Annotated in this window: 24 protein-coding genes and 2 pseudogenes; 9 read left to right on the forward strand and 17 right to left on the reverse strand. The window is 70.2% G+C overall.

From position 1 onward, the window contains the following. Positions 1-13 precede the first annotated feature (13 nt). Positions 14-2,290 carry a glycoside hydrolase domain-containing protein gene (locus SSP29_RS36760; protein WP_167450079.1) on the reverse strand — a complete coding sequence of 759 codons (2,277 nt, stop codon included), beginning with the start codon at positions 2,288-2,290 and terminating at the stop codon, positions 14-16. A 490-nt stretch (positions 2,291-2,780) separates the two neighbouring features. Further along, positions 2,781-2,876 (reverse strand): annotated as a pseudogene (locus tag SSP29_RS61370) (DUF397 domain-containing protein); the annotation flags it as partial. Positions 2,877-3,102: 226 nt separating this feature from the next. Here SSP29_RS61370 and SSP29_RS36770 point away from each other — a divergent pair. Together SSP29_RS36770 and SSP29_RS36775 are read left to right on the forward strand one after the other, a co-directional pair. Next, positions 3,103-4,170: a DNA polymerase III subunit beta family protein gene (locus tag SSP29_RS36770; RefSeq protein ID WP_089105247.1), complete on the forward strand. Its 1,068-nt coding sequence runs from the start codon at positions 3,103-3,105 to the stop codon at positions 4,168-4,170. Positions 4,171-4,428: 258 nt separating this feature from the next. Further along, a complete protein-coding gene (locus SSP29_RS36775) occupies positions 4,429-4,779 on the forward strand; it encodes a hypothetical protein (protein WP_245883453.1) in 351 nt (116 codons plus the stop codon). Between the two features lie 455 nt (positions 4,780-5,234). On the opposite strand, the gene SSP29_RS36780 is transcribed toward SSP29_RS36775, so the two are convergent. Next, entirely contained in the window at positions 5,235-6,218 is a 984-nt protein-coding gene (locus SSP29_RS36780; RefSeq protein WP_089105249.1) for an ArsR/SmtB family transcription factor, read from the reverse strand. Between the two features lie 251 nt (positions 6,219-6,469). On the opposite strand from SSP29_RS36780, the gene SSP29_RS60315 reads away from it, so the two are divergent. After that, entirely contained in the window at positions 6,470-6,811 is a 342-nt protein-coding gene (locus SSP29_RS60315) for a peptidase inhibitor family I36 protein (RefSeq protein ID WP_275539781.1), read from the forward strand. A gap of 76 nt (positions 6,812-6,887) precedes the next feature. Here the strand turns inward: SSP29_RS60315 and rbsD are convergent, their stop codons facing one another. The 5 genes from rbsD to SSP29_RS36810 all read right to left on the reverse strand — a co-directional run bounded on the left by rbsD (position 6,888) and on the right by SSP29_RS36810 (position 12,878). Continuing rightward, positions 6,888-7,277, reverse strand: coding sequence for a D-ribose pyranase (gene rbsD / locus SSP29_RS36790; RefSeq protein ID WP_089105251.1), 390 nt, complete (start codon positions 7,275-7,277; stop codon positions 6,888-6,890). Continuing rightward, positions 7,274-8,287 carry a ribokinase gene (locus tag SSP29_RS36795; RefSeq protein WP_089105252.1) on the reverse strand — a complete coding sequence of 338 codons (1,014 nt, stop codon included), beginning with the start codon at positions 8,285-8,287 and terminating at the stop codon, positions 7,274-7,276. The genes rbsD and SSP29_RS36795 overlap by 4 nt, the downstream gene beginning before the upstream one ends. 73 nt (positions 8,288-8,360) lie before the next feature. Then, positions 8,361-10,298 (reverse strand): ABC transporter permease/substrate-binding protein, encoded by a 1,938-nt coding sequence (locus SSP29_RS36800; RefSeq protein WP_089105253.1) that lies wholly within the window; start codon positions 10,296-10,298, stop codon positions 8,361-8,363. Continuing rightward, positions 10,288-11,844: a sugar ABC transporter ATP-binding protein gene (locus SSP29_RS36805; protein ID WP_089105254.1), complete on the reverse strand. Its 1,557-nt coding sequence runs from the start codon at positions 11,842-11,844 to the stop codon at positions 10,288-10,290. The genes SSP29_RS36800 and SSP29_RS36805 overlap by 11 nt, the downstream gene beginning before the upstream one ends. Further along, complete coding sequence (locus tag SSP29_RS36810) at positions 11,841-12,878, reverse strand: LacI family DNA-binding transcriptional regulator (protein WP_089105255.1); 1,038 nt, start codon at positions 12,876-12,878, stop codon at positions 11,841-11,843. Before SSP29_RS36810 ends, SSP29_RS36805 begins: the two co-directional genes overlap by 4 nt. Before the next feature lie 168 nt (positions 12,879-13,046). On the opposite strand from SSP29_RS36810, the gene SSP29_RS36815 reads away from it, so the two are divergent. Beyond that, a complete protein-coding gene (locus tag SSP29_RS36815; protein ID WP_089105256.1) occupies positions 13,047-13,226 on the forward strand; it encodes a hypothetical protein in 180 nt (59 codons plus the stop codon). Positions 13,227-13,236: 10 nt separating this feature from the next. Here SSP29_RS36815 and SSP29_RS36820 read toward each other — a convergent pair. The 3 genes and pseudogenes from SSP29_RS36820 to SSP29_RS36830 form a co-directional block, all read right to left on the reverse strand. Then, positions 13,237-14,170: pseudogene (locus tag SSP29_RS36820) on the reverse strand (MBL fold metallo-hydrolase). A gap of 115 nt (positions 14,171-14,285) precedes the next feature. Beyond that, positions 14,286-15,068 carry a VOC family protein gene (locus tag SSP29_RS36825; RefSeq protein WP_089105257.1) on the reverse strand — a complete coding sequence of 261 codons (783 nt, stop codon included), beginning with the start codon at positions 15,066-15,068 and terminating at the stop codon, positions 14,286-14,288. A 97-nt stretch (positions 15,069-15,165) separates the two neighbouring features. Further along, positions 15,166-16,059 carry a CPBP family intramembrane glutamic endopeptidase gene (locus SSP29_RS36830; RefSeq protein WP_245883443.1) on the reverse strand — a complete coding sequence of 298 codons (894 nt, stop codon included), beginning with the start codon at positions 16,057-16,059 and terminating at the stop codon, positions 15,166-15,168. Between the two features lie 321 nt (positions 16,060-16,380). Between SSP29_RS36830 and SSP29_RS36835 the strand changes: the two genes are divergently transcribed. Then, complete coding sequence (locus SSP29_RS36835; RefSeq protein WP_089105259.1) at positions 16,381-16,944, forward strand: hypothetical protein; 564 nt, start codon at positions 16,381-16,383, stop codon at positions 16,942-16,944. Positions 16,945-17,138: 194 nt separating this feature from the next. Here SSP29_RS36835 and SSP29_RS36840 read toward each other — a convergent pair whose 3' ends face one another. Continuing rightward, a complete protein-coding gene (locus SSP29_RS36840; RefSeq protein WP_089105260.1) occupies positions 17,139-18,440 on the reverse strand; it encodes an amidohydrolase family protein in 1,302 nt (433 codons plus the stop codon). Positions 18,441-18,620: 180 nt separating this feature from the next. On the opposite strand from SSP29_RS36840, the gene SSP29_RS36845 reads away from it, so the two are divergent. After that, positions 18,621-19,058: an Lrp/AsnC family transcriptional regulator gene (locus SSP29_RS36845; RefSeq protein ID WP_089105261.1), complete on the forward strand. Its 438-nt coding sequence runs from the start codon at positions 18,621-18,623 to the stop codon at positions 19,056-19,058. Between the two features lie 12 nt (positions 19,059-19,070). On the opposite strand, the gene SSP29_RS36850 is transcribed toward SSP29_RS36845, so the two are convergent. From SSP29_RS36850 to SSP29_RS36860, 3 genes are all read right to left on the reverse strand, one after another. Continuing rightward, positions 19,071-20,243: a trans-sulfuration enzyme family protein gene (locus SSP29_RS36850; RefSeq protein WP_089105262.1), complete on the reverse strand. Its 1,173-nt coding sequence runs from the start codon at positions 20,241-20,243 to the stop codon at positions 19,071-19,073. Between the two features lie 154 nt (positions 20,244-20,397). After that, complete coding sequence (locus SSP29_RS36855; protein WP_089105263.1) at positions 20,398-21,249, reverse strand: PhzF family phenazine biosynthesis protein; 852 nt, start codon at positions 21,247-21,249, stop codon at positions 20,398-20,400. A 93-nt stretch (positions 21,250-21,342) separates the two neighbouring features. After that, complete coding sequence (locus tag SSP29_RS36860; protein ID WP_089105264.1) at positions 21,343-21,747, reverse strand: ATP-binding protein; 405 nt, start codon at positions 21,745-21,747, stop codon at positions 21,343-21,345. Between the two features lie 203 nt (positions 21,748-21,950). Between SSP29_RS36860 and SSP29_RS36865 the strand changes: the two genes are divergently transcribed. Both SSP29_RS36865 and SSP29_RS36870 read left to right on the forward strand, forming a co-directional pair. Further along, positions 21,951-22,802 carry a helix-turn-helix domain-containing protein gene (locus SSP29_RS36865; RefSeq protein WP_089105265.1) on the forward strand — a complete coding sequence of 284 codons (852 nt, stop codon included), beginning with the start codon at positions 21,951-21,953 and terminating at the stop codon, positions 22,800-22,802. 7 nt (positions 22,803-22,809) lie between these two features. After that, entirely contained in the window at positions 22,810-23,025 is a 216-nt protein-coding gene (locus tag SSP29_RS36870) for a DUF397 domain-containing protein (RefSeq protein ID WP_089105266.1), read from the forward strand. Here SSP29_RS36870 and SSP29_RS36875 read toward each other — a convergent pair. After that, positions 23,012-23,560 (reverse strand): DUF4328 domain-containing protein, encoded by a 549-nt coding sequence (locus tag SSP29_RS36875; protein ID WP_089105267.1) that lies wholly within the window; start codon positions 23,558-23,560, stop codon positions 23,012-23,014. The two genes, SSP29_RS36870 and SSP29_RS36875, sit on opposite strands and share 14 nt — an antisense overlap. Positions 23,561-23,617: 57 nt before the next feature. Then, on the reverse strand, positions 23,618-24,292 hold the full coding sequence (locus SSP29_RS36880) for a ribonuclease FAU-1 family protein (protein WP_089105268.1): 675 nt from the start codon (positions 24,290-24,292) through the stop codon (positions 23,618-23,620). Positions 24,293-24,379: 87 nt separating this feature from the next. On the opposite strand from SSP29_RS36880, the gene recD2 reads away from it, so the two are divergent. Further along, positions 24,380-26,650, forward strand: a complete 2,271-nt coding sequence (gene recD2, locus SSP29_RS36885; protein ID WP_089105365.1) for an SF1B family DNA helicase RecD2 — start codon at positions 24,380-24,382, stop codon at positions 26,648-26,650. The last annotated feature ends 11 nt before the right edge of the window (positions 26,651-26,661 follow it).

Consider the following 26,661-nt stretch of genomic DNA (forward strand, 5'->3'; position numbering starts at 1 on the left):
AATTCCCCATTCCTCATGAGCAGTACTGGACGACGGCGTCCTTGAAGGCGGTCGCCACACCGGACAGCGCGGCGTCGGACATGAACCCGGGAGTCGGGCAGGTCACGGACTGGGTCGTCTTGAGCCAGAAGGCATCCCGGATACCGGCCATTTGCGGGTCGGCGGTGTTGCTGGTCATGGCGCTGAGGGCGGCGGCCGCCACCGTGTCGGGGGAACTGCCGAAGCGGATCGAGTAGAACGAGGCCCGGCGTGCCGCAGCCGCGTCGGCCGACGCGTAGCCCGCCTTGAAACCCGTCGACAGCGGTTGGCCGGAACCCTGCCTGACGGCAAGCCCCAGGACGTAGGAGTCCATGTCGGCGAGGAGGTCGTCGAGCGAGAAGTACGTGCTGTCGCCCTTTCCGGCGATCTGGTCCGCGGCGTAGAGGTACGCCTGGTCGTCGGAGAGCCCGCTCAGGTAGAACTGCGCCAACACGCTGACGAGGTCGCCGCCCCAACTCCCGAAGTCCGTCAGGTTGGCCGATGTGAGGTCGCCCGGCACTCCACTGGTGATGACCGCGCCGCAGGACGCGCCGAAGTGGTCGATGTCGGCGTCCCACAGCAGGCCCGGGTCGCGGAGCGGGCCCGCGTACGGCTCGTCGGGATAGGTGTTCACGAAGTCGACGAAACCCTGGTCGAGTTCGCCGAAAACCGTGTCGGAACCGGTGAACACGTACTTCGACGTGCGGGCCCGAAGGTACTGCGCGACCAGTTCCTGCGCGGAGCGCGAGGTGTTTCCCTGATCGATCCACTGGCCCGCTCTGGCCTCCACCCAGATCATGTACGTGTAGAAGGCGTCGTTGGGGTCGCGCGGCCGGGTGACGCTGTTGATGCCCGGGTCCATCCCGGAGGCGATGTCGTTGTCGATCTCGACGGCCCCACTGGTGCCGGTGGCCAGGGTGAAGTCCTTGATCTGGTCGAAGGCCCAGTTGTCCGGGAGCGGGTATCCGAGATTTCCGCTGTAACCGGTGGACATGCCGCTGACGAAACTCCGGGTGGTGAGGCCCTCAGCCTCGAGGCGGAGGCAGGTGTTGCGACATCCGTACACACCGATCGCGTACTGGCTGCCCATCGCGCTGATGCCGTTGTTGATTCCCCGGAAGTGCGGAATGATCGCACTCGTGATGTCGTCGTCGGTCGCGTCGAAATCGACCGAGAAATAGATGACCGTGCCGTACGGTATACCGAAGGTGATCGCAGCTTCGGCCGCGTCGTTTCCGGCCTCGGTCCCCAGCGGTCCGCTGAAATCACTGATCGTGTTCCCCTCTTCCTGCCAGATCGGGAAGAGGGAAAGACCGCTGTCGAAGATCAGCGCGATCTCGGAATTCGTGAGGACCTTGTTCGTGCCGCCCGTGAGATAACGGCCCACTATGGAGTAGCCGTTGTCCTTCACCGTCTGGATGGTGGTCGCGTTCAGCGGGTACATGCAGTCGAACGCGGTGCCCTTGCGGTCCGGGTCACCGGTGGACACCAGCAGCGACATCCAGGTTGCGTAGTCGCCGGCGCCGGAAGCCGAGAGCGAGCTGAACCGCTGGAAGGCCTTCACCGTGGCCTCCAGATCGGAGCCGAACGTCCCGCCGCCGTCGCCCCAGTGGGCGTCGTAGCCGTTGAACGCGACGGCGCACTGGAACAGCCGCACCCAGCCGGCCGAGCCCGAGTCCTGCGAGCCGTCGGCGACGTACGCCGTCGTCTTGAGCGCCCCTTCGGTGGTCGGACCGATGGAGCCCGTCACCTGGCTGTCCGTCAGGCCCATCTGGTACTGGATACCCAGGACCAGGGCCTGCTGGACGTTGCGGGAGAAGTGCCCGTCGCACGGGCCGATGAAGAACTGGCCCTTTCCGTAGTACGCGTCGTTGAGCCATCGCTGACAGGTCTGGATCATGCTGGAGCCGCCGGCCGTGAGCACGTACGCGTCCATGGTCAGCAGCGCCTTGAAGGCCTTCGGCTCCACGTTGTAGAGCTGTGAGCCGGGAACTTCCGGGCCGGGCAGGCCCATGTCGGCCACCAGCGCGGTCAGGCCGGCGCCGGTGGACACGTTGAAGCCGCCGTCGATGTCGCCGCCGCTGTAGCCCTTGCAGTAGAGGGCGGCCTCCGCGATCGTCCGCATGTTGATGTTGCCGGAGTCCCGCCCAACCGGACCGTACGCGTTCAGGTCCGCCCATGTCGTCGGCCCGAAGTTGTCGGACAGCGTGGTGATGCCGAGTTCGTGCTGGAGTGCCCGGGTGAGGCAGTAGATCGTCTCCCAGCCGGTCATTCCGTTCTCGGTGCACGGGTTGTATCCCGATACGCCCGCATACGTTGCGTTGACCCATTGCTGCGCCTTGAGAACCATCTGATCCACAGAGCGGCCCTTCTGGTTGTCGGCACCCTGGTAATTGCGTTCGCGGTCGAAGAGAGCGTCCTCACGGCCCATTCCGACTGCCCGGACCAGGGAAGATCGATAGTCAGTCTTTAATCGTTCTTTGTTGCGCTCGATATGGCGTCCGTGTCCCCTGGATCGGTCACCGCTCTCTGAATCCACTTGCGTGGGGACGGTCGCCGGGGAAGTCGGCGAATTACATCCCGAGCGGCTCGAACGAAGATCACCATACGGCGTGACGGGGCCTTTTGTGGCGAGCGGAGGCATGAATATTCGGCGGGCCGAATCTCATATTCCGCATTCAGGCGACTTCATCCGTCCTGCGGTATCCGAGGGCGGTGACGAGTTGCTCGTGCCACTCCATCGCGGAAGCCGACTTCGGAGGTCAGCTGCTGAAACGCCCGTCTCGTACGGCCCCTACGAACGCGGCCCAGCCGCCCGCCGAGAAGACCAACGCCGGGCCGGCGGCTCCGGCCTTGCTGTCGCGGACGGTGCGGTGGCGTGGCCAGGGGTGATCTCCAGGCGGTCGTTCTCAACACCGCCGCTGCAACTGGACTTGTGCCATCCGAAGACGGTTTCCACCAGCTCCGGGCTCTTCATCAAGTTGCCTGCGAGAAAGCCTCCTGAGTTTCGAGAGCGGGGGCGTGCGGTTGCCGGGTTGACCCTCGACCTTGTGCAGGGCCCAGAGTGCCGGTGTGGAGAACGACATGCGCAGCATCGGGGAGACGGCCCGCGATAGCGGGCTGGGGGTGAGTGCCCTGCGGTTCTACGACCGGGCCGGTGTGCTGGTGCCTGCCTGGGTGGATCCGGTGAGCGGATACCGCTGGTACGACCCTGGGCAGGTGGAGGAGGCCCGGGTGCTGGCCCGCCTGCGCCGGGCAGGGATGCCGCTGGCGGACATCCGGCTGGTGCTGGCAGGCTGGTCCGGCCCGGACACCGATCTGGTCCGGAAGCTACTCAAGGCACACCTGCGCCGTCTCGAACAGGGGCTGTCCGAGGCCCGCGCCGAGTTCTCCGCACTCCGTGCGCTACTCGATCACCGGGAGAATGCCATGACCTCGTTCCGCAGCGCCCCCGTCCGCCTGTCCGTTGCCGCACCGGAGCTGGCAGCCGCGCTGGACGCGGTCCGTTTCGCGGCGAGCACCGACCCCGAGCTGCCGATGCTCGGCGGGATTCTGTTCGACATCGAGGGCGAGAGTCTTCGTGCCGTGGCCACCGACCGGTACCGGATGGCGTGCGCGCGGGCCGGTGCCGCCGGGCACGACGGGGGTCGGGTGCAGGTCATCGTGCCTACTCCGCTTGCCGACGCGATGCGTGCGCTGTTGGACGGTGAGGGACCTGTGCGGCTCTCTCTCGACGGTGACCGTGTGACCCTGGAGGCCGGGGACCGGCAGGCGGCCGGCCGGTGCCTCGACCACGACTTCCCCGACTACCGTCGTCTCCTGCCCCGGGCCGGCGGACGCCGCACCGTCGTCGAGGTGGCGGCCTTCCGGCATGCTCTGGAGACGGGTCCGGTCCGCTCCGGGGAGGCCGGGGAGCCCGACCTCAGCGTGCTCGGGGTGGAGGACGGCGGGGCGGTGACCCTCTGCGCCGATGTCGACGAAGACCCGAACCGTGTCGCCGTCAACCGTGAGTTCCTGCTGGCCGCGCTGGCCGCCGGGGCCCGTGACCGGCTGATTCTGGAGTTCGGCACGTCCACGGCGCCGATCGCGATCCGCCGGCCCGAGGACGAGGGCGCCTTCTCGCTCCTCATGCCGGTCCGGCTGGAGAACTGACGGTACGTTCACGCTGTGGGGCAGTCAGAACCTGTGTGAGGAGTTCTTCACACAGGTTTTCTTTATATCCGCTGCTCAGCGATTTCGATGTTTCACATTTGCTGTGGCTCACCTGTCAGTTCAGGTTTTTCCCGATCGCCTGGAACCGGGCCCGGCCAGGCCGTGTCTATAGGATTCGAGTCGGCCGCAAGGGGCGAGCAAATGGCCCAACATTGCGGTTAGAAAAGGTAATTAAAAACCAAGGAGTTCTCTGTGAACATGCGTATCGCCGCCGTTGTCGTGGCCTCCGCCGCGCTCGTCGCCGCCGGTGCCACCGCCGCCGTCGCCGCCCCGGCCCCGGCCTCCTCGATCACCCTCAAGGCGAGCAAGAGCACCGTCAAGCCGGGCGATGTCGTCACCTTCACCGGCAAGGTCGACAACCTCAAGGAGGGCAGCAAGGTGACCCTCCAGGTCAAGGACGGCTCGAAGTGGGTCTCGCTGCCCGCGACGGCGAAGGTCTCCAAGGCGGCCTACAAGCTCACCGACAAGTTCGACAAGAAGGGTGTCGAGGTCCTGCGGGTCAAGGACGGCAGCACCGTCTCCAAGAACGTGTCCGTCACGGTCCGCTGAACACGTCCGCGGCGCGCCACGGCTGAATACGTCGGTTTCCCCTGACCGACTGCCCTGAGATCCTGCCCCACCCCGTCCGATCCGGGGTGGGGCAGGTGTCGTCAGGGCGCATGCGCGCAGCCGAATCCTATGGATCCTATGGGTCACCTGTCTTTGCCGCTGCCTTAGATTGTCCTTAATTGGCGCGCTCACGGCAGCCGGGCCCGGCTCGGACCGGCGTGATGCGGACCGGCCCGGCCCGGCTCGAAAAAATCTTGTACCGGCGTACAACCCTCCCCCCACCTCGGCGGTCTCACTTGGCGTCAGGGCTTTCGGAGGGGGATCCGGGGGGATCACGGGGGTTCTGATACGGAGGGGGAAAAGCCGAGGGGGTTCGATCGACGGATCGGGCCCCCTCGAAGCATGCCTCGCCCAGCGTGGTGCGGCCGGACCCGGCGGCGGTCGCCGCACGAAGGTCAGTGGCCGCCGGGTCCGGTTCGCAGCAGGGCGGCTCCGAGTGGGGTCAGGGTGTGCAGCACGGTGTTGGCGTGGCGGTGGCTGGTGATCAGGCCCGCGTCCCGCAGTACGGCCGTGTGATGGCTTGCCGTCGTAGGGGTCACCCCGGCCCGACGGGCGGCCTCGGTGGTGGTGGAGCCGGTCGCGCTGGCCCTCAGGATGGCGGCGCGGGTGGGGCCGAGCAGCGCGTTCAGCGGTGGGGAGTCGGTCTGCGGGGTCATCGCCGGCAGGTGGTGGAGGGGGTAGAGCAGCACGGGCGGGAGGCCGGGGTCGGCCAGGGCGATGGGGGCGTGCCAGCAGAAGTGGGAGGGGATCAGGAGCAGCCCCTGCCCGTCGAGGTGGACGTCGCGGTGGGCCGGATACGGATCGATCTCCAGGACCGGTGGCCGCCAGCGGATCGTGGGGCCGAGTCCGGTGAGCAGGCCCTCGGTCCCGGCGTGGAACAGGGTGTGGGCGTGCCGGGCCCGCTCGGCGTGCAGCCGTTCCTGGATGACCTCCTCGTGCGGCGCGATCACGGCACGGTGGTAGGCGCGCAGGGCGCCCACGAGTTGTTCGCGCATGTCCCGCTCGGTGAGCCGTCCTGCCCAGGCCGGGGCACCGACGCCCCGGGTGAGTACGTCGACTTCGCTCGCGACCCGCTCGTACGGCGTCGTCAGAACGGCCTCCAGCCCGGCGTCCAGCCCGTGGGCGCCCTCCGGCGGCGTCAGGAAGTCGGGGAAGTAGCTGGCGCGCGGGAAGAGCGGCAGCAGGAAGGTCCGCACCGTCCGTTCGAGCCCGTCCTGGCGCAACGCGGCACGCGCGGTACGGAACCAGGGCGCGTAGGCCCAGCGGCCGTCGCGGGTCTGGAGCCGGTGCAGACTGACCGCGATCTCCCACAGCGCGTGCGGCTCGGTCGCCGCTCTGACCTTGGTGAGGTCCTCGGACGTGAAATGAAAGCGGAGCATCCGTATCCCCGTGAGCCCCCGTTGCCGACCTGCGACATGTCAGTGCGCTCGCATGAGGATGACAGTGACATGCCCGGTCGGAAACATGGATTTTCGCCAGCCATAGGCACGTTGGCGCTGTCCACGAGAAAGGGCACGGAACGTCCTCGTACGAGCAGGAGCACGACCGGAAGTCCAGCCGCACACCGCATCGGGGCCGCAGGGCCCTCGTCGCCGCGGCGCTCACCTTCGCCACGGCCGCGCTGGGCCTGATCGCACCGAGTGCCGCGAGTGCCTCGACGCAAGCGGCGTGGGACTGTCCGAGCGGCGATCTGTGCGTCTGGACCGGTATCGGCGGCACGGGCAGCCGGTGCACGTGGTCGAACGCCGACGCGGACTGGTACTACGCTCCCACCGTGTGTTCGTGGGCCGACGACCAAGTCGTCGGGTCTGCCAAGAACAGCGGCACGTCATCCTCGTACAACTGGGTCATTCTCTACATGCGTGCGAACTACACCGGTGTCTGCTACGCCATCGCGCAGCACGGCGGTACCTTGCCGAACCTCAACCACTGGTTCCGCTCGCACCGCTGGTCTGCTTCGGGTTCCTGCTGATCGGCGGATGACGGATTGACGGGCACCGGAACGCCGGGACCCGCCAATCCGTGCTGCTCCCCACGGGGGCGGACTCCTAGAAGAACACCCCGCACCGCAGCAGCACGTTCGCGTACGGCCGGGCCTCGCCCGTGCGTACGACCAGCCGCGCGTCCGCCGACAGGTCCTTCAGCCGCTCGTGCGGGACCAGGGCCAGGCCGGGAAAGTGCCCGTCCAGCAGCTCGGCGGCGGCCGGGTTGGCCTCGCGTACCTCCGTCGCCGCCGTCGCGCCCTCCACGACCAGCTCCGCCAGCAGCCCGTCCAGCACCTCCGCGAAGGACGGCACCCCGGCCCGGAAGGCCAGGTCCACGACCCGCGGCCCCTGCGGGATCGGCATCCCGGCATCGCACACCAGCACCCCGTGCCCGTGCCCCAACTCGGCGAGCGCGCCGGAGAGATGACGGTTGAGGATCCCCGCCCGCCTCACAGCATCCCGCCTTGCCCACCAGACCCGGGTGCGCTGCCCGACCCCCGGCCGGGGGTCCGGCCCGCGGCGGAGCCGCTGTCGGACACCACGTCCCCCGGGACAGCACAGCACAGTGCGTCGACCTCCGCCGCCGTCGGGTACGACCCCTGGGCACCCCGCCTCGTCACCGCCGCCGCCCCGACCCGGGCCGCGTACGCCGCCGCCTCGGCGAGGGCGGCGCCCCCGCCGAGCCGTACCGCGAGGGCCGCCGTGAACGCGTCCCCGGCGCCCGTGGTGTCCACCGCGTCCACCTTCACGGACGGCACCGACGCAACCCCGTGGCCGTCGGCCACCAGCGCACCCTCCGCACCCAGGGTCACGACCACCGACTTCGGGCCCTTGGCCAGCAGGAGCCGCGCCCAGTCGGCCGGTTCCTCGCTCACACACGCCTCGCCGAGGATCACCCGCGCCTCGTGCTCGTTCACGATCAGCGGATCGCAGGCCGCCAGGACCTCACCGGGGAGAGGCCGCGGCGGGGAGGGGTTGAGCACGAAACGGCTGCCGGGGGCCAGGTTCCGTACCACCTCCACGACCGTCTCCAGCGGGATCTCCAACTGCGTGGAGACCACCCGGGAGGCGTGGAAGAGGCAGGCCGCGGCCCGCACGTCCGCCGGTGCGAGACGGCCGTTCGCGCCCGGCGAGACCACGATGCTGTTGTCGCCGGAGGGGTCCACGGTGATGAGGGCGACCCCCGTCGGCGCCCCGCCCACCAGCACGCCCACCGTGTCCACACCGGCCGCCCGCTGCGAGTCGAGCAGCAGCCTGCCGTGCGCGTCGTCGCCGACCCGGGCCAGCAGGGCGGTACGGGCACCGAGCCGGGCGGCCGCGACCGCCTGGTTGGCGCCCTTGCCGCCGGGATGCGTGGCGAGGTCGCCGCCGAGCACGGTCTCACCCGCGCCCGGCCGCCGCTCGACGCCGATCACCAGGTCGGCGTTGGCGGAGCCCACGACCAGGAGGTCGTAGTCGTACATCACATGACTCCCTAGAGAAACGGGTCGAGGCGGCCGGGGCTCAATTCAACCGCCCGGCCGCCTCCTTGGTGGCTCAGCCCGTGAAGCCGGCCACGTTGTCCTTCGTGACCACCTTCACCGGCACCTTGATCGCCGACGGGATCTTCTGGTCCTTGACGGCCTTGAGGGCGTTGTCCACGGCGATCTTCCCGAGCTGGCTGGGCTGCTGGGCCACCGACGCGTACAGCGTGCCGTTCCTGACCGCGGTCAGGCCGTCCGGGGTGCCGTCGAAGCCGACCACCGAGACCGACGAACCGGCCTTGGAACCCAGCGCCTTGATCGCGCCGAGGGCCATCTCGTCGTTGGCGGCGATGACGCCCTGGACGTCCGGGTGCGCCTGGAGCAGGTTCGACATCACGTCGAGGCCCTTGGTGCGGTCGAAGTCGGCGGGCTGCTGGGCCACCACCTGGATGCCGGGGTAGGCCTTGAGGCCGTTGGCGAAGCCCTGCGCACGCTCGCGGGCGGCGGAGGTACCGGCCTGGCCCTGCAGGATCACGATCCTGCCCTGGCCGCCCAGCTTCTCGGCGATCGTCTTGGCGGCCAGCTCGCCGCCGGCGACGTTGTCGGAGGCGACCAGGGTCGCCGTCGTGGCGTTGTTGACGCCGCGGTCGACGGCGATCACCGGGATGCCGGCCTTGCCGGCGGTCTTCACGGAGTTGCTCGCCGCGTCCGAGTCGACCGGGTTGACGATGATCGCGCCGAGGCCGGAACTCGTGAAGTTCTGCAGCTGGTTGGCCTGCTGCGAGGCGTCGTTCTGGGCGTCCGTGACGGTCAGGTCCACGCCCAGCTTCTTCGCCTCGGCCTGGGCGCCGGAGCGGATCTGCACGAAGAAGGGGTTGTTGAGGGTGGACAGGGACAGGCCGATCTTCGGGTTGGCCGAGGAGGATCCCGTGTGCAGGAGGGAGGTCGCGGCGACGAGCGCCACGGTGACGACGGCCGCGAGCGCGTACGTCCCGGCCTGCCTGCCCTTGCCGCCGCCCGCGCCGGTGACCACCGGGGCGGCCCCGGCCTTGCGGCGCACGGTGTCCAGGAGCACGGCGAGCGCGATGACGACACCGATGACGACCTGCTGCCAGAACGCGGACACGTTGAGCAGGTTGAGGCCGTTGCGCAGCACCGCGAGGATCAGCGCGCCGATCAGCGTGCCGGACGCCTTGCCGGTGCCGCCGGCCAGCGAGGCGCCGCCGATCACGACGGCCGCGATGGCGTCCAGTTCGTAGCCGTTGGCGGCCTGCGGCTGCGCCGAGGAGAGCCGGGCGGCCAGCACAATGCCCCCGACCGCCGCGAACAGCCCGGACAGCGCGTAGATGGCGAGCTTCTGCTTCTGCACCCGCAGCCCGGAGAGCCGGGCGGCCTCCTCGTTGCCGCCGATCGCGTACATCGAGCGCCCGATGTAGGTCCGGCCGAGGACGAAGGCCGCGATCAGGCCCATCAGGACCATGACCAGCACCGGCACCGGCAGCCAGCCGCCGAGGGTGTCACCGAGGTGCGAGACCGAGTCGGGGAAGGCGATGGGGGAGCCGCCGGAGATGACCAGCGCCAGACCGCGCCCCACCGACAGCATCGCCAGCGTCGCGATGAACGGCGGCAGCTTGCCGTACGCGATGAGGAAGCCGTTGACGAGACCGGCCGCGATGCCCGTGGCGACGGCCAGCACGACGGCGAGGAACACCGGCACCCCGTGCGAAGTGGCGCTCCACGCCAGCACGGTGGCCGACAGGGCCGCCACCGAGCCGACCGACAGGTCGATGCCCGCCGCGACGATCACGAAGGTCGCGCCGAAGGCGAGGATGGCCGTCACGGCCGCCTGGACGCCGACGTTGAGCAGGTTGTCGGTGGTGAGGAAGTCCCCCGACAGCGCCGACATGGCGATGACCAGGACGATCAGCGCGGTGAGCGCGCCGTTGTCGAGGAGCAGCCGGCGCACGCCCGCGGCGCCCGTGCTGCTGTTCTTGAGCGTGTCAGTGGCCACGTCCGGCCTCCTTGTCGGTTGTGGTGGGGGTGGCGGGGGCGGGGGCGGCGGGGGTACCGGGGGTGCTGACGGCGAGTGCCATCACGGAGTCCTGGGTGGCCTCGTCCGCGGCCAGTTCGCCGGCGATCCGGCCCTGGGCCATCACCAGCACCCGGTCGCTCATCCCGAGGACCTCGGGCAGATCGCTGGAGATCATCAGCACCGCGGCTCCGGCGGCCGTCAGCTCATTGATCAGCTGGTAGATCTCGACCTTGGCGCCGACGTCGATGCCACGCGTCGGCTCGTCGAGGATCAGCACCTTGGTGTCGGCGAGCAGCCACTTGCCGATGACGACCTTCTGCTGGTTGCCGCCGGAGAGCGTGCGCACGTGCTGACCGAGCCCGGCCATCCGTACGCCCAGCTGCCCGGCGATCCGCCCGGCGGCGGCATGCTGCCCCTTGAGGTCGACGATCCCGGCCCGGGTCGCCTTCCGCAGCGTCACCAGGCCGAGGTTCTCCTCCACGGAGGCGTCGAGCACCAGCCCCTGCCCCTTGCGGTCCTCCGGGACCAGCCCGATCCCGGCGGCCATGGCGGCGTTGACGTCGGACCGCCGGAGCGCCGTACCGGAGACCTTCACGGCCCCCTTGTCGTACGGATCGGCCCCGAAGACGGCCCGTACGACCTCCGTACGACCCGCACCCACAAGGCCCGCGATCCCGACGACCTCCCCGGCACGCACCTCGAAGCTCACGTCGTGGAAGACCCCGTCCCGGGTCAGTCCGTGGACGGAGAGCAGCGCACCGCCGGTCTCTCCCCGCTCCCTCGGGTACTGCTGCTCGATGGAGCGCCCGACCATAAGACGGACGAGCTCGTCCTCGGGCGTGCCGGCGGGCACCTGGCCCACGCTCTTCCCGTCCCGGATGACCGTCACCCGGTCCCCGAGAGCGGCGATCTCCTCCAGGTGGTGCGTGATGAAGACGATCCCCACCCCGTCGGCCCGCAACTGCCGCACGATGGCGAAGAGCTTCTCCACCTCCTCCGAGGTGAGGACGGCGGTCGGCTCGTCCATGATGAGCACGCGCGCGTCCAGGCTGAGCGCCTTGGCGATCTCCACCATCTGGAGGCGGGCGATGCCGAGTTCACGGACCCGTGCGCGTGGCGACACGTGCACGCCGACCCGCTCCAGCAGGACCTCGGCGTCGGCCTCCGTCTTCTTCCGGTCGATCATCCCGAAACGGCGCGGCTGCCGCCCCAGGAAGATGTTCTCGGCGACCGTGAGATCGGGTACGAGGTTGAACTCCTGGTAGATGGTGGCGATCCCGAGCCGCTCGGAGTCCTGCGCACCATGGATGCGCACCTCCTCGCCGCCGGCCAGGATCCGCCCCGCGTCGGGGGTGTAGGCGCCGGAGAGCATCTTGATGAGGGTGCTCTTGCCCGCGCCGTTCTCACCGAGGAGTACGTGCACCTCGCCCCGGCGCAGATCGAAGTCGACGCCGTCGAGCGCGACCACGCCGGGGAAGGACTTGCGTATGCCCTCGATGCGCAGCAACTCGTCCGGGTTGCTCACGACGTGCTCCTTTGCACAGGGGAGAGGGGGTGTGGGGGGTCGGGGTGCTCGCCGCACGAGCGGCGGACGACGAGCCGGGCGGGGAGGGTGACGGACTGCGGAGGCCGGCCCTCGATGCGGTCGATCAGCGCGCGTACGGCGGCGCGGCCGAGCTCGCCGGTGGGCTGGGCGATGGCGGTGATGGGCGGGTCGGTGTGCACGAACCAGGGGATGTCGTCGAAGGCTGCGAGTGCTATGTCACATGGCACTCGGAGCCCCCGCGCCCGCACCGCGTCCAGCGCGCCCAGCGCCATCAGGTTGTCCGTGGCGAACACGACCTCGGGCGGCTCGGGCAGGTCGAGGAACCCCTCGGTGACCCGCCGCCCGCTCTCGGCCTGGAAGTCGCCCTGGCCGATGTAGGCGTCGGGGAGGGGGACGCCGTACTCGGCGAGGGCCTCGCGGAAGGCCTGGACACGCTCGCTGCCGGTGGTGGTGGCCGCCGGCCCGGCGATGATCGCGACCCGACGGTGCCCGAGCCCGCACAGATGGGCGACGAGATCACGGATCGCGGCCCGCCCGTCCGCCCGCACCACCGGCACGTCGACGCCCGGGATCCACCGGTCGACGAACACCATGGGCGTCCCGGCCCGCGCCGCCTCCAGCATCAGCGGCGAGCCGCCGTCGGTGGGGGAGACGAGCAGCCCGTCGATCCGCCGGTCGAGCAGCGTCCGTACGTGGTGGTCCTGCAGCTCCGGCCGCTCGTCGGCGTTGCCGATGATGACGCTGTAGCCGAGGGCGCGGGCCGCCTCCTCCACCGAGCGGGCCAGCTCGGTGAAGTAGGGGTTCATCACGTCGCTGATGACCAGGCCGAGGGTGCGGGTCTGGTCGGTGCGCAGGGAGCGGGCGACGGCGTTCGGGCGGTAGCCCAGCGTCGCGACCGCGGCCCGTACGCGGGTACGGGCGTCGTCGCTGACCGACGGATGGTCGTTCAGGACCCGGGACACCGTGGCGACGGAGACGCCTGCCTCGGCGGCGACGTCCTTGATGCTCGCCATCGCCGCTCCACCTCCTCGTGGAATCGATTACACGACTGCGTGTACCGAGGATTGGAATCGATTACACGAGTGCCGGGCAAGGGCCCGGAGGCGGCCGAAATCCAATCGTGACCGAGGGGGGGCCGGAAGGGGCCGACTCACGCACGGCCCGACCTGTGGAATTCCGGCATGACACGAACGGAGATACGAGACGGCACGCTGCTGCTGTTCGTCGCCGTACTGGAAGCGGCCGTGATCACGGGCGGCGGCCTCTCCACCGCCTGGGCCCTCACGGTCGCCGTCGTCCACCTGGTGTTCCTGCCGGCCTACGTCCGGGGCCTGGTGCGCCGCAGGCGGGCCGTCGGCTGACGCCCCGCCCTCACCACCGCACCGCCGTGAAGTCCACCGGCCGGGGCCGCAGTGCGCGGGTACGGGCGGCCAGTCGCCGGATCCGGGCGGCCATGTCGTCCGGGGACAGGCGGCGGCGGTCGCCGTGGCCCGGCAGCAGCCACTCGAAGCGCAGCCGGCCGGCGGCCCGGGTCAGCGAGGCGGCCAGTTCGTGGACGGAGTACCAGGTGATGCTCTCGACCACCTCGATGTCCGCCGTCGTACGCGACCAGTAGAAGCTGTCGCCGCTGAAGCAGTACCGCTCGTCGGCCAGGTAGAGCACGCTGCCCCGGGTGTGTCCGGGGAAGGGGAGGGCGACCACCCCCTCGGCGATCTCGGCCGGCCCGGTACCGCGCAGCACCCGGTCGGCGTCCGGGGCGGCGTCGAGATCGCCCTCGTGGATCCAGAGCCGGGCGCCGATGGGGGTCCCCCCGCTCAGGCGAAGTCGAGAGTGGGGGGGCGGCGTACCGGCGGCCGTGCGCGGCGTGGTCGCGGTGGGTGAGCAGTACGTCGGTGACGGGCCCCGGCGCCTCGTGGCGGGCGGCGAGCGCCGGGCTCCACCGCGGGGTGTCCACCATCATCGACGTGCCGTCGGGGCGGCGCAGGAGGTAGGAGTTGGCGCCCGCGGTGTGCGGGGAGTTGTGCCCGCACAGCTGCACGGTGCCGGTGTCGTCGAGGGCCATCGGGAACGGATCCCGTGCCGGGTCCAGCCGCCCGCCCGGGGGCCGGACGGACCGGGTGGGGCAGGCGTGCGCCGCCGCGTGCAACCGCTCCGCCTCCACTGCGTCGCGCGGCTGGCGCAGTACGGCCGAGTGTCCCGCCACCTCCCCGATGAGCCCCGGGGCGAGCTGCCGCGCGACATCGCAGTTCGTGCAGCGCCCGTCCACCCGCCAGCCGTGCTCGGCGTCTCCGCTTCCCATGACCATGCCCCCGTCCCCTTCCGTACCGCCGGTCGCTTCAGGGGTATCGCGGGCCGCGCGGAAAGCGGAAGGGGGTCAGGACCTGGTGGTTACGGCGAGGCGCTGCTCTGCCGTCGGCGGCTCACATCTCCTTGGGCTTGAACACCGCGAAGGTCGCGCCCTGCGGGTCGGCGACCACGGACATGCGGCCGGCCATCATCTCGAACGGCGGTGCGAAGACCGTGCCGTTGCGCTTGACCAGGGCGTCCACCGTGGAGTCGACGTCGTCGACCGCGAAGTAGGTGAGCCAGTGCGGCGGGACGCCGGGGCGGTCGTCGCCGAGCCGGGCGGCACCGCCGACGCCGCGGTTGCCGACGTTCAGCGACCAGTAGGTCCCGTCGGCGCCCTCCATCGGCTGGATCTCGATCCCGAAGCACTCGCCGTAGAAGCCGGTGGCGGCGGGTACGTCGGTGGTGTTCAGCTCGTTCCAGATCAGTGCGCCCGGCTCGTTGACGATCCCGGCGCCGTGGAACTCGCCCGGCTGCCACACCCCGAACACCGCGCCCTGCGGGTCGGCGGCGATCAGCATCCGGCCGATGTCGCCGACGTCCATCACCGGGGCGATCAGCGTGCCGCCGGCCGAGACGATGGTGTCCTGGGTGGCCTGCGCGTCGGTGCTGGCCAGGTAGGTGGTCCACACCGTCGGCGGCTCCGGCTGCCCCTCGGGCGCCATGGCCGAGCCGATGCCGGCCACCGGCTTGCCCTGCAGCGTACAGACCGCGTACCCGCCGAAGTCGGCCCCGCCGACCTCGCCCTGCCAGCCGAACAGGTCACGGTAGAAGTCCAGCGCCGCCTGCTGGTCCTGCGCCATAAGATCGACCCAGCACGGGGTGCCGGTCGGGTACGGAGTGGTGATCTCGGGCATGTGCATTTCTCCCTGCGCGCGAAGAAGTTCCCCGCCGCCCACCCTCACGGCCCCCGGCCGTTCCCGCCACCGGAACGGCCGGAGTTTTACGCTCGGCTCACCCAGGAGTGGCCGCGAGCCCCAGCCGCCCCCGGGTCACCGCCAGGACGACGGCCGCCGCCAGTACCGAGGCGAGCAGGAGGGCGCGGGTGGTGTCCTCGACCGTGCCGTGCGGGAACAGGTCCGTCCAGGCCACGGAGAAGTAGTTGTTGACGCTGGTGTGCAGCAGCATGACCAGTGGCATGCTCTCGCCGGAGCGGTTGAAGACCCAGGTCATCACGTAACTGAAGGCGAGCGTGGTGACCATGAACTCCAGCGGCCGCACCGGGCTCACGCCGGGCCCGCCGCCCCACTCGGTGAGGAACAGCGGCAGGTGCCAGGCACCCCACAGCAGCCCGACGACGAGGGCGGCGACCGGCGGACCGTACCGCCGCTGCATCCGCGGCATCGCGAACTCGCGCCAGCCCGGCTCCTCCGCGAGCCCGGTGGTCACCATCTGGACGACCAGGCCCGGGAGGTACGCGGCGAGTACGGCCGCCGGGGGCAGCGCGGGGGCCCGGCCGGTCAGTGCGGCCGAGGCGAGGGTCAGCGCGGCGGGCACGGAGACGGCGACCACGAGGAACCACCGCCACCGCACCCCGAGCCTGGTCATCCGCCCCCGCCACTCCCGCAGCCCGGCGCGCCCCTCCGTCATCCCGGTGACGAACAGCGCCGACCCGATGGGACCGAGGTAGGCGCCGGGCAGCACCCCGAGCAGCTGACTCCCGGCCGCGCCGCCGGGGAAGGCCCAGTGCCACACCCCCAGCCCGTTCCCGGACAGGATGTACGGCGTCCAGGCCAGCCAGCTCATGCTCAAGGCCAGGGCGAAGAACCAGGTCAGCGGACGGCGGCGGACCCGGGTCCGCAGGGGTGTGCCGGCCTGCGGCTGCGGGGGGCTGGTGGTGACGGTCACCGGGGGTCCCTTCGGGGCGTTCGGGAGGTGTGCCTGCGATGCCTCAAGCACACCAACACCGAGCCCCGCGATCACTGCCACGTGCGCCCCGATTCCCGGTACAGCAGGCTGTACCGGGGAGTCATCGCCGGTGGCCTGGTGCTCGGACGGAGAACCAGGGGAGTCCCCGCAGCACAACCGCCAGTCATTCACGGGCTTTTGGGCCGGGTGGACCGAGTACGGCTGGGGCAAGTACCTGATGAACTGCGGCATGGGCGGACCGCCGTGCGACAGACATCCCTGCAACTCCGTCGCCACCACCACAAGGAGCGGGCGCACCTGATGAGCGTACGGCGGTCGCTGCTGGCCCTGACCCTGCTCGCGGCCCTGGTGACGGGCTGCTCCGCGGTCCATCACCAGGATTCCGCCGACGGGCCATTGAACGGGCCCGACTATGCCGATGCCGGAACGGGCGAGGAGTGCATCCCGGAAAAGGAGGGTGGCAGCGTCACCTTTGGTATGGACGAGTTGCACAACTACGGCGGCAAGACTGTCGTCGTCGACAAGGTCACGCTGCGCGAGGCTAGCGGTCTGCGGCTGGTCGAGGCGGTCATCGTGTCCACTTCGACCGCTTTCATGGGTGTCAGCACCGGATACCCTCCCGTCCCGGAGGCCCGCAACCAGCCCGGCATCGACTGGGCCCACCGCCGCAAGGCTGTGGGGGCGACCATCTCTCCCCAACCGGACAACGCGAAGGTCGCGAACAACCTGGTCCTGCACATCCAGGTCACCGCCTCCAAGGCGCACGCGTCCGGAGTCCTGGTCCACTATCACGTAGGCGACTCCACGTATGTATGGCACAACGTGATGGGCCTGACCGTGGAGACGAAGAAGAAGTCATGCTGAACCGTCGCCCGCACCATCGACGACGTCGAGACACCGGCACTGCCGGCCCTGATCTGGAAGAACGCGCACACCCCGGCGGTGCGCGAACTGCTCCTGCACAGCCGGCAGGCGTTCACCGGCTCGCGCTCCGCCCCGGGGTAGGGGGTCGATCTCCTTCGCTCTGAGATCGGTTGAGCTGTGCGGAGGGGGCAGGGTCACGCCGTCTTCGGCTGCGGGTGCCAGGTGCCGTCCAGCGGGATGCCGGCGGCCGCTGCGACCCGGTCGCGGGACTCCAGCAGGCGGGTGCGCAGTGCCCGCAGGTCCACGTCGACCAGTACGCCGTCCCGCTTCACGACGCGGCCCGCGACGAGGACCGTGTCGACCAGGCCGGGGTGACCGGCGGCGACGATCGTGCCGGCGGGGTCGGTGACCGGGAAGACGGTGATGTCGTCGGTGCGCAGCAGGATCACGTCGGCGTCCTTGCCGGGCGTGAGGCTGCCCGTACGGTCGGCGAGCCCCAGGGCGTGGGCGCCGTCGACGGTGGCGAACGCCAGCAGGTCACGGGAGTTGAGGCCGCCGTCCAGGCCGCGCTGCACCACAAAGGCGGTGCGCATGGTGGAGAACATGTCGCCGCCGACCGACGGGACGTCGTCGATCGAGAGGGTCGGGCGCAGGCCGGCGGCCAGCATCCGGCCGGTCATCGGCCGGCCGAACCCCATCTTCAGCTCGACGTCCGGGCTGACGGACACCGAGGCGCCGGCGTCGGCGAGCATCCGCAGCTCGTCGTCGCCGATCCCGTTGGCGTGCACGAACGTCGTGGTGTCCCGCAGCAGGCCGTGCTCGTGCAGGTCGGCGACCGGGCGCCGGATCCCTTCGGACTCGACGTGCAGGCTGGTCCGCAGGCCGAGCTCGGCCGCGAGCTGCAGCTCCTCGGCGACGGTCTCGAAGGAGGTGTCCTCCGCGCCGCGCAGCCCGAACGACATGGTGAGCAGGCCGTCGTCGCCGGGCAGCGCGGACCGTACGCGGCGGATCTCGGCCTCGACCGGGTCGGCGGTGCCCCACCCGGCGCCGTGGCAGAAGACGGACCGCCCGGGCGCGTCCCGCAGCGCCGCGACACCGGCGTCCGCGTGCTCGGGGCTCTGCGCGCAGTGGAACCAGTCGAGCATCGTGGTCACCCCGGAGTGCAGGGCCTCAAGACGGCCGAGCAGGGTGCCCGCGTAGACGTCCTCGGGCCGGTATCGGGGCTTCAGCGTCCGGTGCATCGCCTGCGCCCACTCGGGGAACGTCCAGTCCGCGCCGATGCCGCGGAACGCGGTCTGCCAGGTGTGCCGGTGGGTGTCGACGAAGCCGGGCATGACGATCCGGTCGGTCGCGTCGATCACCTCGGCGTCCGGGGCGTCGATCGCCTCGGCGACCTCGACGATCACACCGTCCTCGATCAGCACGTCACCGCGTTCGAGATCGCCGACGGCCGGGTCCATGCTGACCACGGTGCCGCCGGTAAGCAGGATCCTCATCAGAAAACTCCTCTACGAAACTCTGCGAAAAGTGGTTGTTTGTGCGTGTTGGCGACGCGGGCAAGTCTTCCCGGGCCGCGTGTCGGTGTAAGCCGGTTCCGGCAACGTCGGCAGGAAATTGCGCCGCAGCGGGGCATCGGATGGTGGTAGGCGAGGCTTGGCGCGCAATAATCTGCCCCCATGGATGATGTGGATCGGGCCATCCTCGCCGTGCTCGAAAAGCACGGGCGGATCAGCAACGCCGAGCTCGCCGCGCGGGTCGGCCTGTCGCCCTCGCCCTGCCTGCGGCGCGTGCACCGGCTTGAGGAGACCGGGGTGATCCGCGGCTACCGGGCGGAGATCGACCCCGCGGCCGTCGGCCGCAGCCTGCGCGTGTTCGCGGGTGTCCGGCTGATGCGGCACAACCGCGGTGACGTGGCCGCGTTCGAACGCGCGGTCGTCCAGCTGTCCGAGGTGGTCCACGTCCACCACGTCACCGGCAATTACGACTACCTGCTCCAGGTCGAGGTCGCCGACCTGCCGGCCTACGAGGACTTCCACGCCAACCGGCTGGCCGACCTGCCCGGCGTCGCCACCGTCAGCAGCTACGTCACCATGAAGACGCTCTCCGCCCCCTGAGGTACGGGCAGTTCAGTCGCCCATGCTCGCGTCGGCCGCCGCGACCACGTCGGCCACCAGGTCCTCCGTGTCCTCCGTACCGGCCGCCAGCCGGACCAGGCCCGGTGGAACCGAGGCGGCGATCTGCTCGTCGTCGAGCATGCCCCGCCACATGGACGCCGGGTGCACGGCCAGCGACTCCACGCCGCCGAGGCTGGCCGACCGGCGGGCGTAGCGCAGCCGGCCGAGGAACGCGTCGGCCGCCTCGAAGCCGTCGGTGAACTCGACGCCGAGCACCCCGCCGAACCCGCTCATCTGGTCGGCGGCCAGCTTGTGCTGCGGATGGGAGGCCAGGCCGGGATAGTGCACCCGGCGCACGGCGGGGTGGGCGTGCAGCGCCTCCGCGAGCGCCTGGCCGTTGGCGTTGTGCCGGGGGACGCGCAGCGGCAGGGTGCGCATGCCCCGCAGCAGCAGCCACGCGTCGAACGGGCCGAGTACGGCACCGGTGAGCAGGCCGGTGTCCCAGACCTTGTCGAGGAGTTCGGCCGGGCCGGCCAGCACCCCGGCGGACACGTCGGTGTGGCCGTTGAGGTACTTGGTCGCGCTGTGCCAGACCAGGTCGATGCCGAAGTCCGCCGGGCGCTGGTTCAGCGGGGTGGCGAAGGTGTTGTCGGCCATGGTCAGGACGTCGTGCGCGCGGGCCAGGTCCGAGACGGCGCGCAGGTCGGTGATCTGGAGCAGCGGGTTGCTGGGGGTCTCCACCAGGATCAGGCGGGTCTGCGGGGTCAGCGCCCGCGCGAACGCCTCCGGGTCGGTCTGGTCGACCAGGGTGGTCGCCACGCCGAACCGGGGCAGCAGGTTCAGCAGGACCGACGCCGTACCGCCGTAGGTGGACCGCTGCCCGATGACATGGTCACCGGCGGACACCAGGGCCAGTACGGCGGTGGTGAGCGCGGCCATCCCGGACGCGGTGACCATGGCCGCCTCGGTGCCCTCCAGTTCCGCGACGACGGCCGCGACCTGGGCGTGGTTCGGGTTGCCGAAGCGGGTGTAGAAGGCCTTGCCCCGCGGTTCGACGGCGCCCCGCGCGAACGTCTCGCCGTCCGGGGCCGAGAAGGCCGCCGTCTGGTAGATGGGCGGCGCCACGGCACGGTCGGGGAGGACCTCGCGATCGGCGTGGACGGTGACTGTGCTGCTGCCCGGCATGGTTGCGTGCCCTTCCGTGGTCCGTCGGTGTGACGCCGTCAAGCGTGACCGACGGATACCCGGAAGTGACCGAATCTCGGCAATATTGGCAGCATATTGCGCAGGTAACGGGGCGCTGGATTGTGCTAGAGCACGCATTCGCGCAATTCTGTGCTCACGCGATGATGGTGCCGCGGATGCAGACGGTCGTGGCGCCGCTCACCCAGACCGTGCCGTCCGCGTCGGTGCCGACCTCGATGGTCGCGGCCCGTCCCACCCGTGCGCCCTGGGAGACCCGGTAGGCGGCGGGGGCCGCGCCGGTGGCGGTGAGCCACTGCCCGACGGCGGCGTTCATGCTGCCGCAGGCGGGGTCCTCGGGCACCCCGCAGCGCGGAGCGAAGGTCCGCATCTCGAAGTCGTACGGGGAACCGTCGGGGTAGGCCCCGATCGCGCCGACCATCGCGTCCGGGATGCGGGAGAGGTCGGGTTCGAGGGCGAGCACCTCCTCGGCCGTGGCCAGCCGGAGTACGGCCCAGCCCGGCCCGTTGTCGGCCCACTGGTGGGCGAGGACCCGGTCACGTCCGATGCCGAACGCGGCCACGATCTGCTCCAGGTACGCGTCGTCGAGCGCGCCGTCCCGGATCAGCGGCGGGGCGGCGAAGGACAGCACGCCGTCACCGCGGCGCACGGTGACCAGGCCGGCGCCGCACTCCTGCACGATCCGGTCGGCCTGCCGCGGCACACCGCCGCCGTCCAGCCAGGCGCGCGCGGAGCCGAGGGTGGGGTGCCCGGCGAACGGCAGCTCGCCGTCGGGCGTGAAGATCCGCAGCCGGTAGTCCGCCTCCGGGACGCTGGGGGCCACCACGAACGTGGTCTCGGACAGGTTCGTCCACTGCGCCACGAGCTGCATCGCCTCGTCGGTCAGGTCCGCCCCGTCGAGGACGACCGCGACCGGGTTGCCGCGATAGGGGCTCGTCGAGAACACGTCGACCTGGACGAAGGAACGGGTGCGCGACGGCATGGTCATCACAGCCTCTCGGTGACGGAATCAGCCCCATCACAACGGGCGCACGTACGGTCGGGACATGGCCAGTCACAACAAAGTGGACTGGGGCCTGACCTACGCCGCGGCCAACTCGCACCACACGTACTTCCCCCGGTTGCCGAACCTCGACAGCGGCTGCCAGCCCCACAGATCCGAACAGGCCCGCACCAGCGCCAGCCCCCGCCCCTCCTCCACCTCCCCGATCCGCTCCAACGGCACGGGCGGCTCGGGCGGTTCCGGGTCCGCGTCCCACGCCCCGATCCGCAGCGTCCCGGGCGGCGACCAGCGGATGCGCAGGGCGGCGGGGCCTTTCGTATGCCGTACGGCGTTGGAGACCAGCTCGGTCGCGAGCAGCTCGGCGACATCGAGGAAGGGGACGAGTCCGTGCGCGGTGAGGATGAGTCTGAGCGCGTGTCGGCTGACAGTGACGGCACGGAGGTCGTTGGGGATGGTGAGCGTGTACTCCCAGGCTTCGGACATGCGTCATCAACTCCGGTGATCGTGGGGGAGTTTCACGCACGGTGGCGTTGCCGCGGCCGCCGTGGCAGGGCGGAGCGGTGCACTTCCGCTGCGTGAGCGGTGTGTGACTGACGGTAGACCTAGATTTTTATGTTTCGCAAGTCGGTCGCGTAATCTGACCCCCGAACGAGTCGCGCCTACGGGTGCGTTGGGAGGAGCATGCGATGGCGCTGAGGCAGCAGCCGACGGCACGTCAGATGCGGTTGGCGGTCGAGTTGCGCAGGCTCCGCGACGCGGCCGGCCTGACGGCCCGTGAGGCGGCGGCTAGGCTCGGGGTGGGCTCTGCGCAGATCAGCCAGATCGAGTCGGGCCTCACGGGTGTGAGCGAGAAGCGGCTCCGCCTTCTCGTGGGTCACTACATGTGCGCGGACGAGGAGTTCATCGACGCCCTGGTCGCGATGGCCACCGACCGAACCCGAGGCTGGTGGGAGGAATACCGAGGCCTGCTTCCTGCGTCGTTCCTGGATCTCGCCGAGTTGGACCATCACGCTCGGTACCAGCACAACGTGGCCATCCTGTTCGTGCCGGGCCTGCTTCAGACGGAGGACTACGCTCGTGCCGTCTTCTCCAGCAGAGTCCCCAGACTCACGGAGGATGAACTTGAGTTGCGGGTACGTCACCGCATGGCGCGCAGCGCAGTCATCGAGGGCCCCTCGCCGCTCTCCTGTGATTCGGTGATCCATGAGTCGGCACTGCGAATCCGGGTCAGCGACCGGGCTGGGTCACGAGCCCAGCTCCTCCGCATCCTGGAGCTCTCCGAGGCAGACCACATCACCGTGCGTGTCATCCCCTTTGATCTGGACGGCTTCTCCATGGCCAGCAGCACGATGACCTACGTGGGCGGTAGCGTGCCCACGCTGGACACCGTGGTTCGCGATCACCCCCACGGCGCGATCTACTTTGATGAAGCGGCTCAACTGGCCATGTACCGACTGCGCTTCCAGGATGTGAAAGCCGCGGCACTCACACCGGAACGGTCTCGCGACTTCATCCACAGGCTGACGAAAGAGCTGTAGGCAACTCATGACCACTTCTGACCACTGGCGTAAGTCGTCCTACTCGGAGGGCGGCGACGGCAACGAATGCGTGGAGATAGCCACCACCCCCACCCGCACAGCCGTCCGCGACTCCAAAGCCCCCGCCGCCCGCACCCTCACCTTCCCGGCGGGAGCCTTCGCCGCCTTCGTCGAGGGGATCACGGCTGTCGGCCTGCCCGGGCGGCGCCCTACCGCGCCGTGACGCGCTCGATGACCAGCCCCACCAGCACGGCCGCCGCAATCATGAGTGCCTCCGTCAGCACGAGGAAGGCCATCGAGCCGGGAGCCGCCATGTTTGCCGCCGTGAGACCCAGCGCGTGTGCGACCCAGGCGGCCCACCACAGATTCACCAGCGTCGTGTCCCGCTTCTCCCACGACGCGGAGCCGGCGCGCCCGATGTCGAGGACGAGCCGGCGAGGGACGACGAGGTTGACCACCGGTATGAACCACGCGCCGATCGTCCAGCCCGGACTCGGGACCGTGGCTTCGGGGGACAACTCATGGGCGTTGCGCCGGGACCGGGCGAGCCACACGAGGAACAGCACGGTCGCGAGAGTCATCAGATACACGAAGATCATGGAGATGAACCCGGACCTGTTCAGTGACGCATCCGTGGGGTGCAGGTAGTGGTCCCGCAGCGCCACCGCGCGGAACACGTCCGCCACGGCCGCCGCCGCGATCACCGCCTGCGCGGAACGGGCAAGGAGCCTGGGAGCCGTGCGGGCGGCAGTCGTCATCGTTTTCGGCCTGTCTCGGAGGCGCGCGTCGCCGTAGCGGACGCCGGGGCGGAGCGATCATAGGGTCTGGTCGAGGCCGAAAGTCAGGACGTCGTCGGGCAAGGACGGAGCCGGCCGGTCGGGCTCGGGGCGCCAGGCCCGCCGGTTCGCCCCCGTTGCGAACGGTCCGCCCCGCTCCTCGACCATGGCCATCGCCTGCGCACGGGCCTGCTCGACCGCCCGGTGATCCGCCTCGCTCACGACGCCGAGCCGGCGGCCGTGGGCGTACTCGCCCTCGTCCTTCCAGTCCCACCGCGACAGGTCGGGCGCCACCACCAGGTCCAGGAGGAGGTCGAAGGTGTCGAAGCCCAGGTCCGTACGGCGCATCGGCCGCTGGAAGTTGACGTACCAGCTCGTCAGTCGGTGACCGTCCGAGACGTCGTAGAACGCGTTCACGCTGAACCAGGTGTCCGGCGGCACCCACTGCAGATGCGCCGTGTCGCGCCACGACCAGCGACCGAGCTGCCAGTCGCCGTCGGCCAGGGCCGGCAGGGCCCTGATCCTGACCTCCTCGTTTCCGGTCAGCAGCCACTCGATCCAGGTCGTCGGAGCCAGCACGTCCGCCCCGGGCGAGCACCCCACGACAAGCGCCTCGGCGCTGTCGTCGACGACATGGAGCGCGTGGGCGCTCCACACCTTCCGGCGGAACACGTCACGTCGAACAGCGGTCTCACCGGGCCGGAACCATCGCATGAAGCACCTCTCGGAATCGTGATGTACGGCGCCCTGAAATCCACAGCCTCCCCGCTGACTGTCGGTCCCCACCAGTACCGTCGGATCATGGCTCAGCAGACGGGGACCCCCACCGGCGAACACCGACTCGCCACCGTCGAAGGCGTGCTCGAACGCATCACGTACGCCAACGAGGAGAACGGCTACACGGTTGCGCGGGTCGACACCGGCAGAGGCGCCGGCGATCTGCTCACGGTCGTGGGCGCGCTGCTCGGTGCCCAGGTGGGGGAGTCGCTGCGGTTGGAGGGGCGCTGGGGCTCGCACCCCCAGTACGGCAAGCAGTTCACCGTCGAGAACTACACGACCGTGCTGCCGGCCACGGTGCAGGGGATACGGCGTTATCTCGGGTCGGGGCTGGTCAAGGGCATCGGACCGGTGTTCGCCGACCGGATCACCCAGCACTTCGGGGTGGACACCCTGCGGATCATCGAGGAGGAGCCGAAGCGGCTGATCGAGGTGCCGGGGCTGGGGCCGAAGCGGACGAAGAAGATCGCCGATGCCTGGGAGGAGCAGAAGGCGATCAAGGAGGTCATGCTCTTCCTCCAGACCGTCGAGGTGTCCACGTCGATCGCCGTGCGGATCTACAAGAAGTACGGGGACGCGTCGATCTCCGTCGTGAAGAACCAGCCGTACCGGCTCGCGGCCGATGTGTGGGGCATCGGGTTCCTGACCGCCGACAAGATCGCCCAGTCGGTGGGGATTCCGCACGACAGTCCGGAGCGGGTGAAGGCGGGGCTCCAGTACGCGCTGTCCCAGTCCGCCGACCAGGGGCACTGCTACCTTCCGGAGGAGCGGCTCATCGCGGACGCCGTGAAGCTCCTCCAGGTCGACACCGGGCTCGTCATCGACTGCCTCGCCGAGCTGGCGGCGCCGCCCGAGGACGGGGAGGACCCGGGGGTCGTACGGGAGAAACTGCCCGGTGCCACCCCGGACGCCGAACCGGTCACCGCCATCTACCTGGTCCCGTTCCACAGGGCCGAAGTCGCGCTCGCCTCGCAGCTGTTGCGGCTGCTGGGCACCGGTGACGACCGGATGCCGTCGTTCCGGGACGTCGCCTGGGACAAGGCGCTCGCCTGGCTGAAGGACCGCACCGGCGCCGACCTGGCGCCCGAGCAGGAGGCCGCCGTCAGGCTGGCGCTGACGGAGAAGGTCGCGGTGCTGACCGGCGGGCCCGGCTGCGGCAAGTCGTTCACCGTCCGGTCCATTGTCGAGCTGGCGCGGGCGAAGCGGGCGAAGGTGGTGCTCGCCGCCCCGACCGGCCGTGCGGCCAAGCGGCTCGCCGAGCTGACCGGCGCGGAGGCGTCGACCGTGCACCGCCTGCTGGAGCTGAAGCCGGGCGGGGACGCGGCCTACGACCGGGACCGCCCGCTCGACGCCGACCTGGTGGTGGTCGACGAGGCGTCGATGCTGGATCTCCTCCTCGCCAACAAGCTGGTGAAAGCCGTGCCGCCCGGTGCGCATCTGCTCTTCGTGGGGGATGTGGACCAACTGCCCAGCGTCGGGGCGGGGGAGGTGCTCCGGGACCTGCTCGCCGACGGCAGTCCCGTCCCCGCCGTCCGGCTCACCCAGGTCTTCCGGCAGGCCCAGCAGTCGGGGGTGGTGACCAACGCACACCGGATCAACGCCGGGCAGCAGCCCGTCACCGACGGCATGAAGGACTTCTTCCTCTTCGTGGAGGACGAGACGGAGGAGGCGGGCAGACTCGCCGTGGACGTCGCCGCCCGGCGCATTCCGGCCAAGTTCGGGCTGGACCCGCGGCGTGACGTGCAGGTGCTGGCGCCGATGCACCGCGGGCCGGCCGGCGCCGGTGCGCTCAACGGCCTGCTGCAGCAGGCCATCACCCCGGCCCGCCCCGACCTGCCCGAGAAGCGGTTCGGCGGACGGGTGTTCCGGGTCGGCGACAAGGTCACCCAGATCCGCAACAACTACGAGAAGGGCGAGAACGGCGTCTTCAACGGCACCGTGGGCGTGGTCACCGCGCTCGACCCGGTCGACCAGCGCCTCACCGTGCTGACGGACGAGGACGAGGAGGTGCCGTACGAATTCGACGAACTGGACGAACTGGCCCATGCCTACGCGGTGACCATCCACCGTTCACAGGGGAGTGAATATCCCGCCGTGGTGATCCCGGTCACCACCGGAGCGTGGATGATGCTCCAGCGGAACCTGCTCTACACGGCGGTCACCCGGGCCCGGAAGCTGGTCGTGCTCGTCGGTTCGCGCAAGGCGATCGGCCAGGCGGTGCGCACGGTCTCGGCAGGCCGGCGCTGTACGGCACTGGACTTCCGGCTCGGTCGGGGGCGATCTCCGGAAAAATGATCGATCAAATG

The sequence above is a fragment of the Streptomyces hyaluromycini genome (assembly GCF_002217755.1).
Lineage (GTDB): Bacteria > Actinomycetota > Actinomycetes > Streptomycetales > Streptomycetaceae > Streptomyces > Streptomyces hyaluromycini.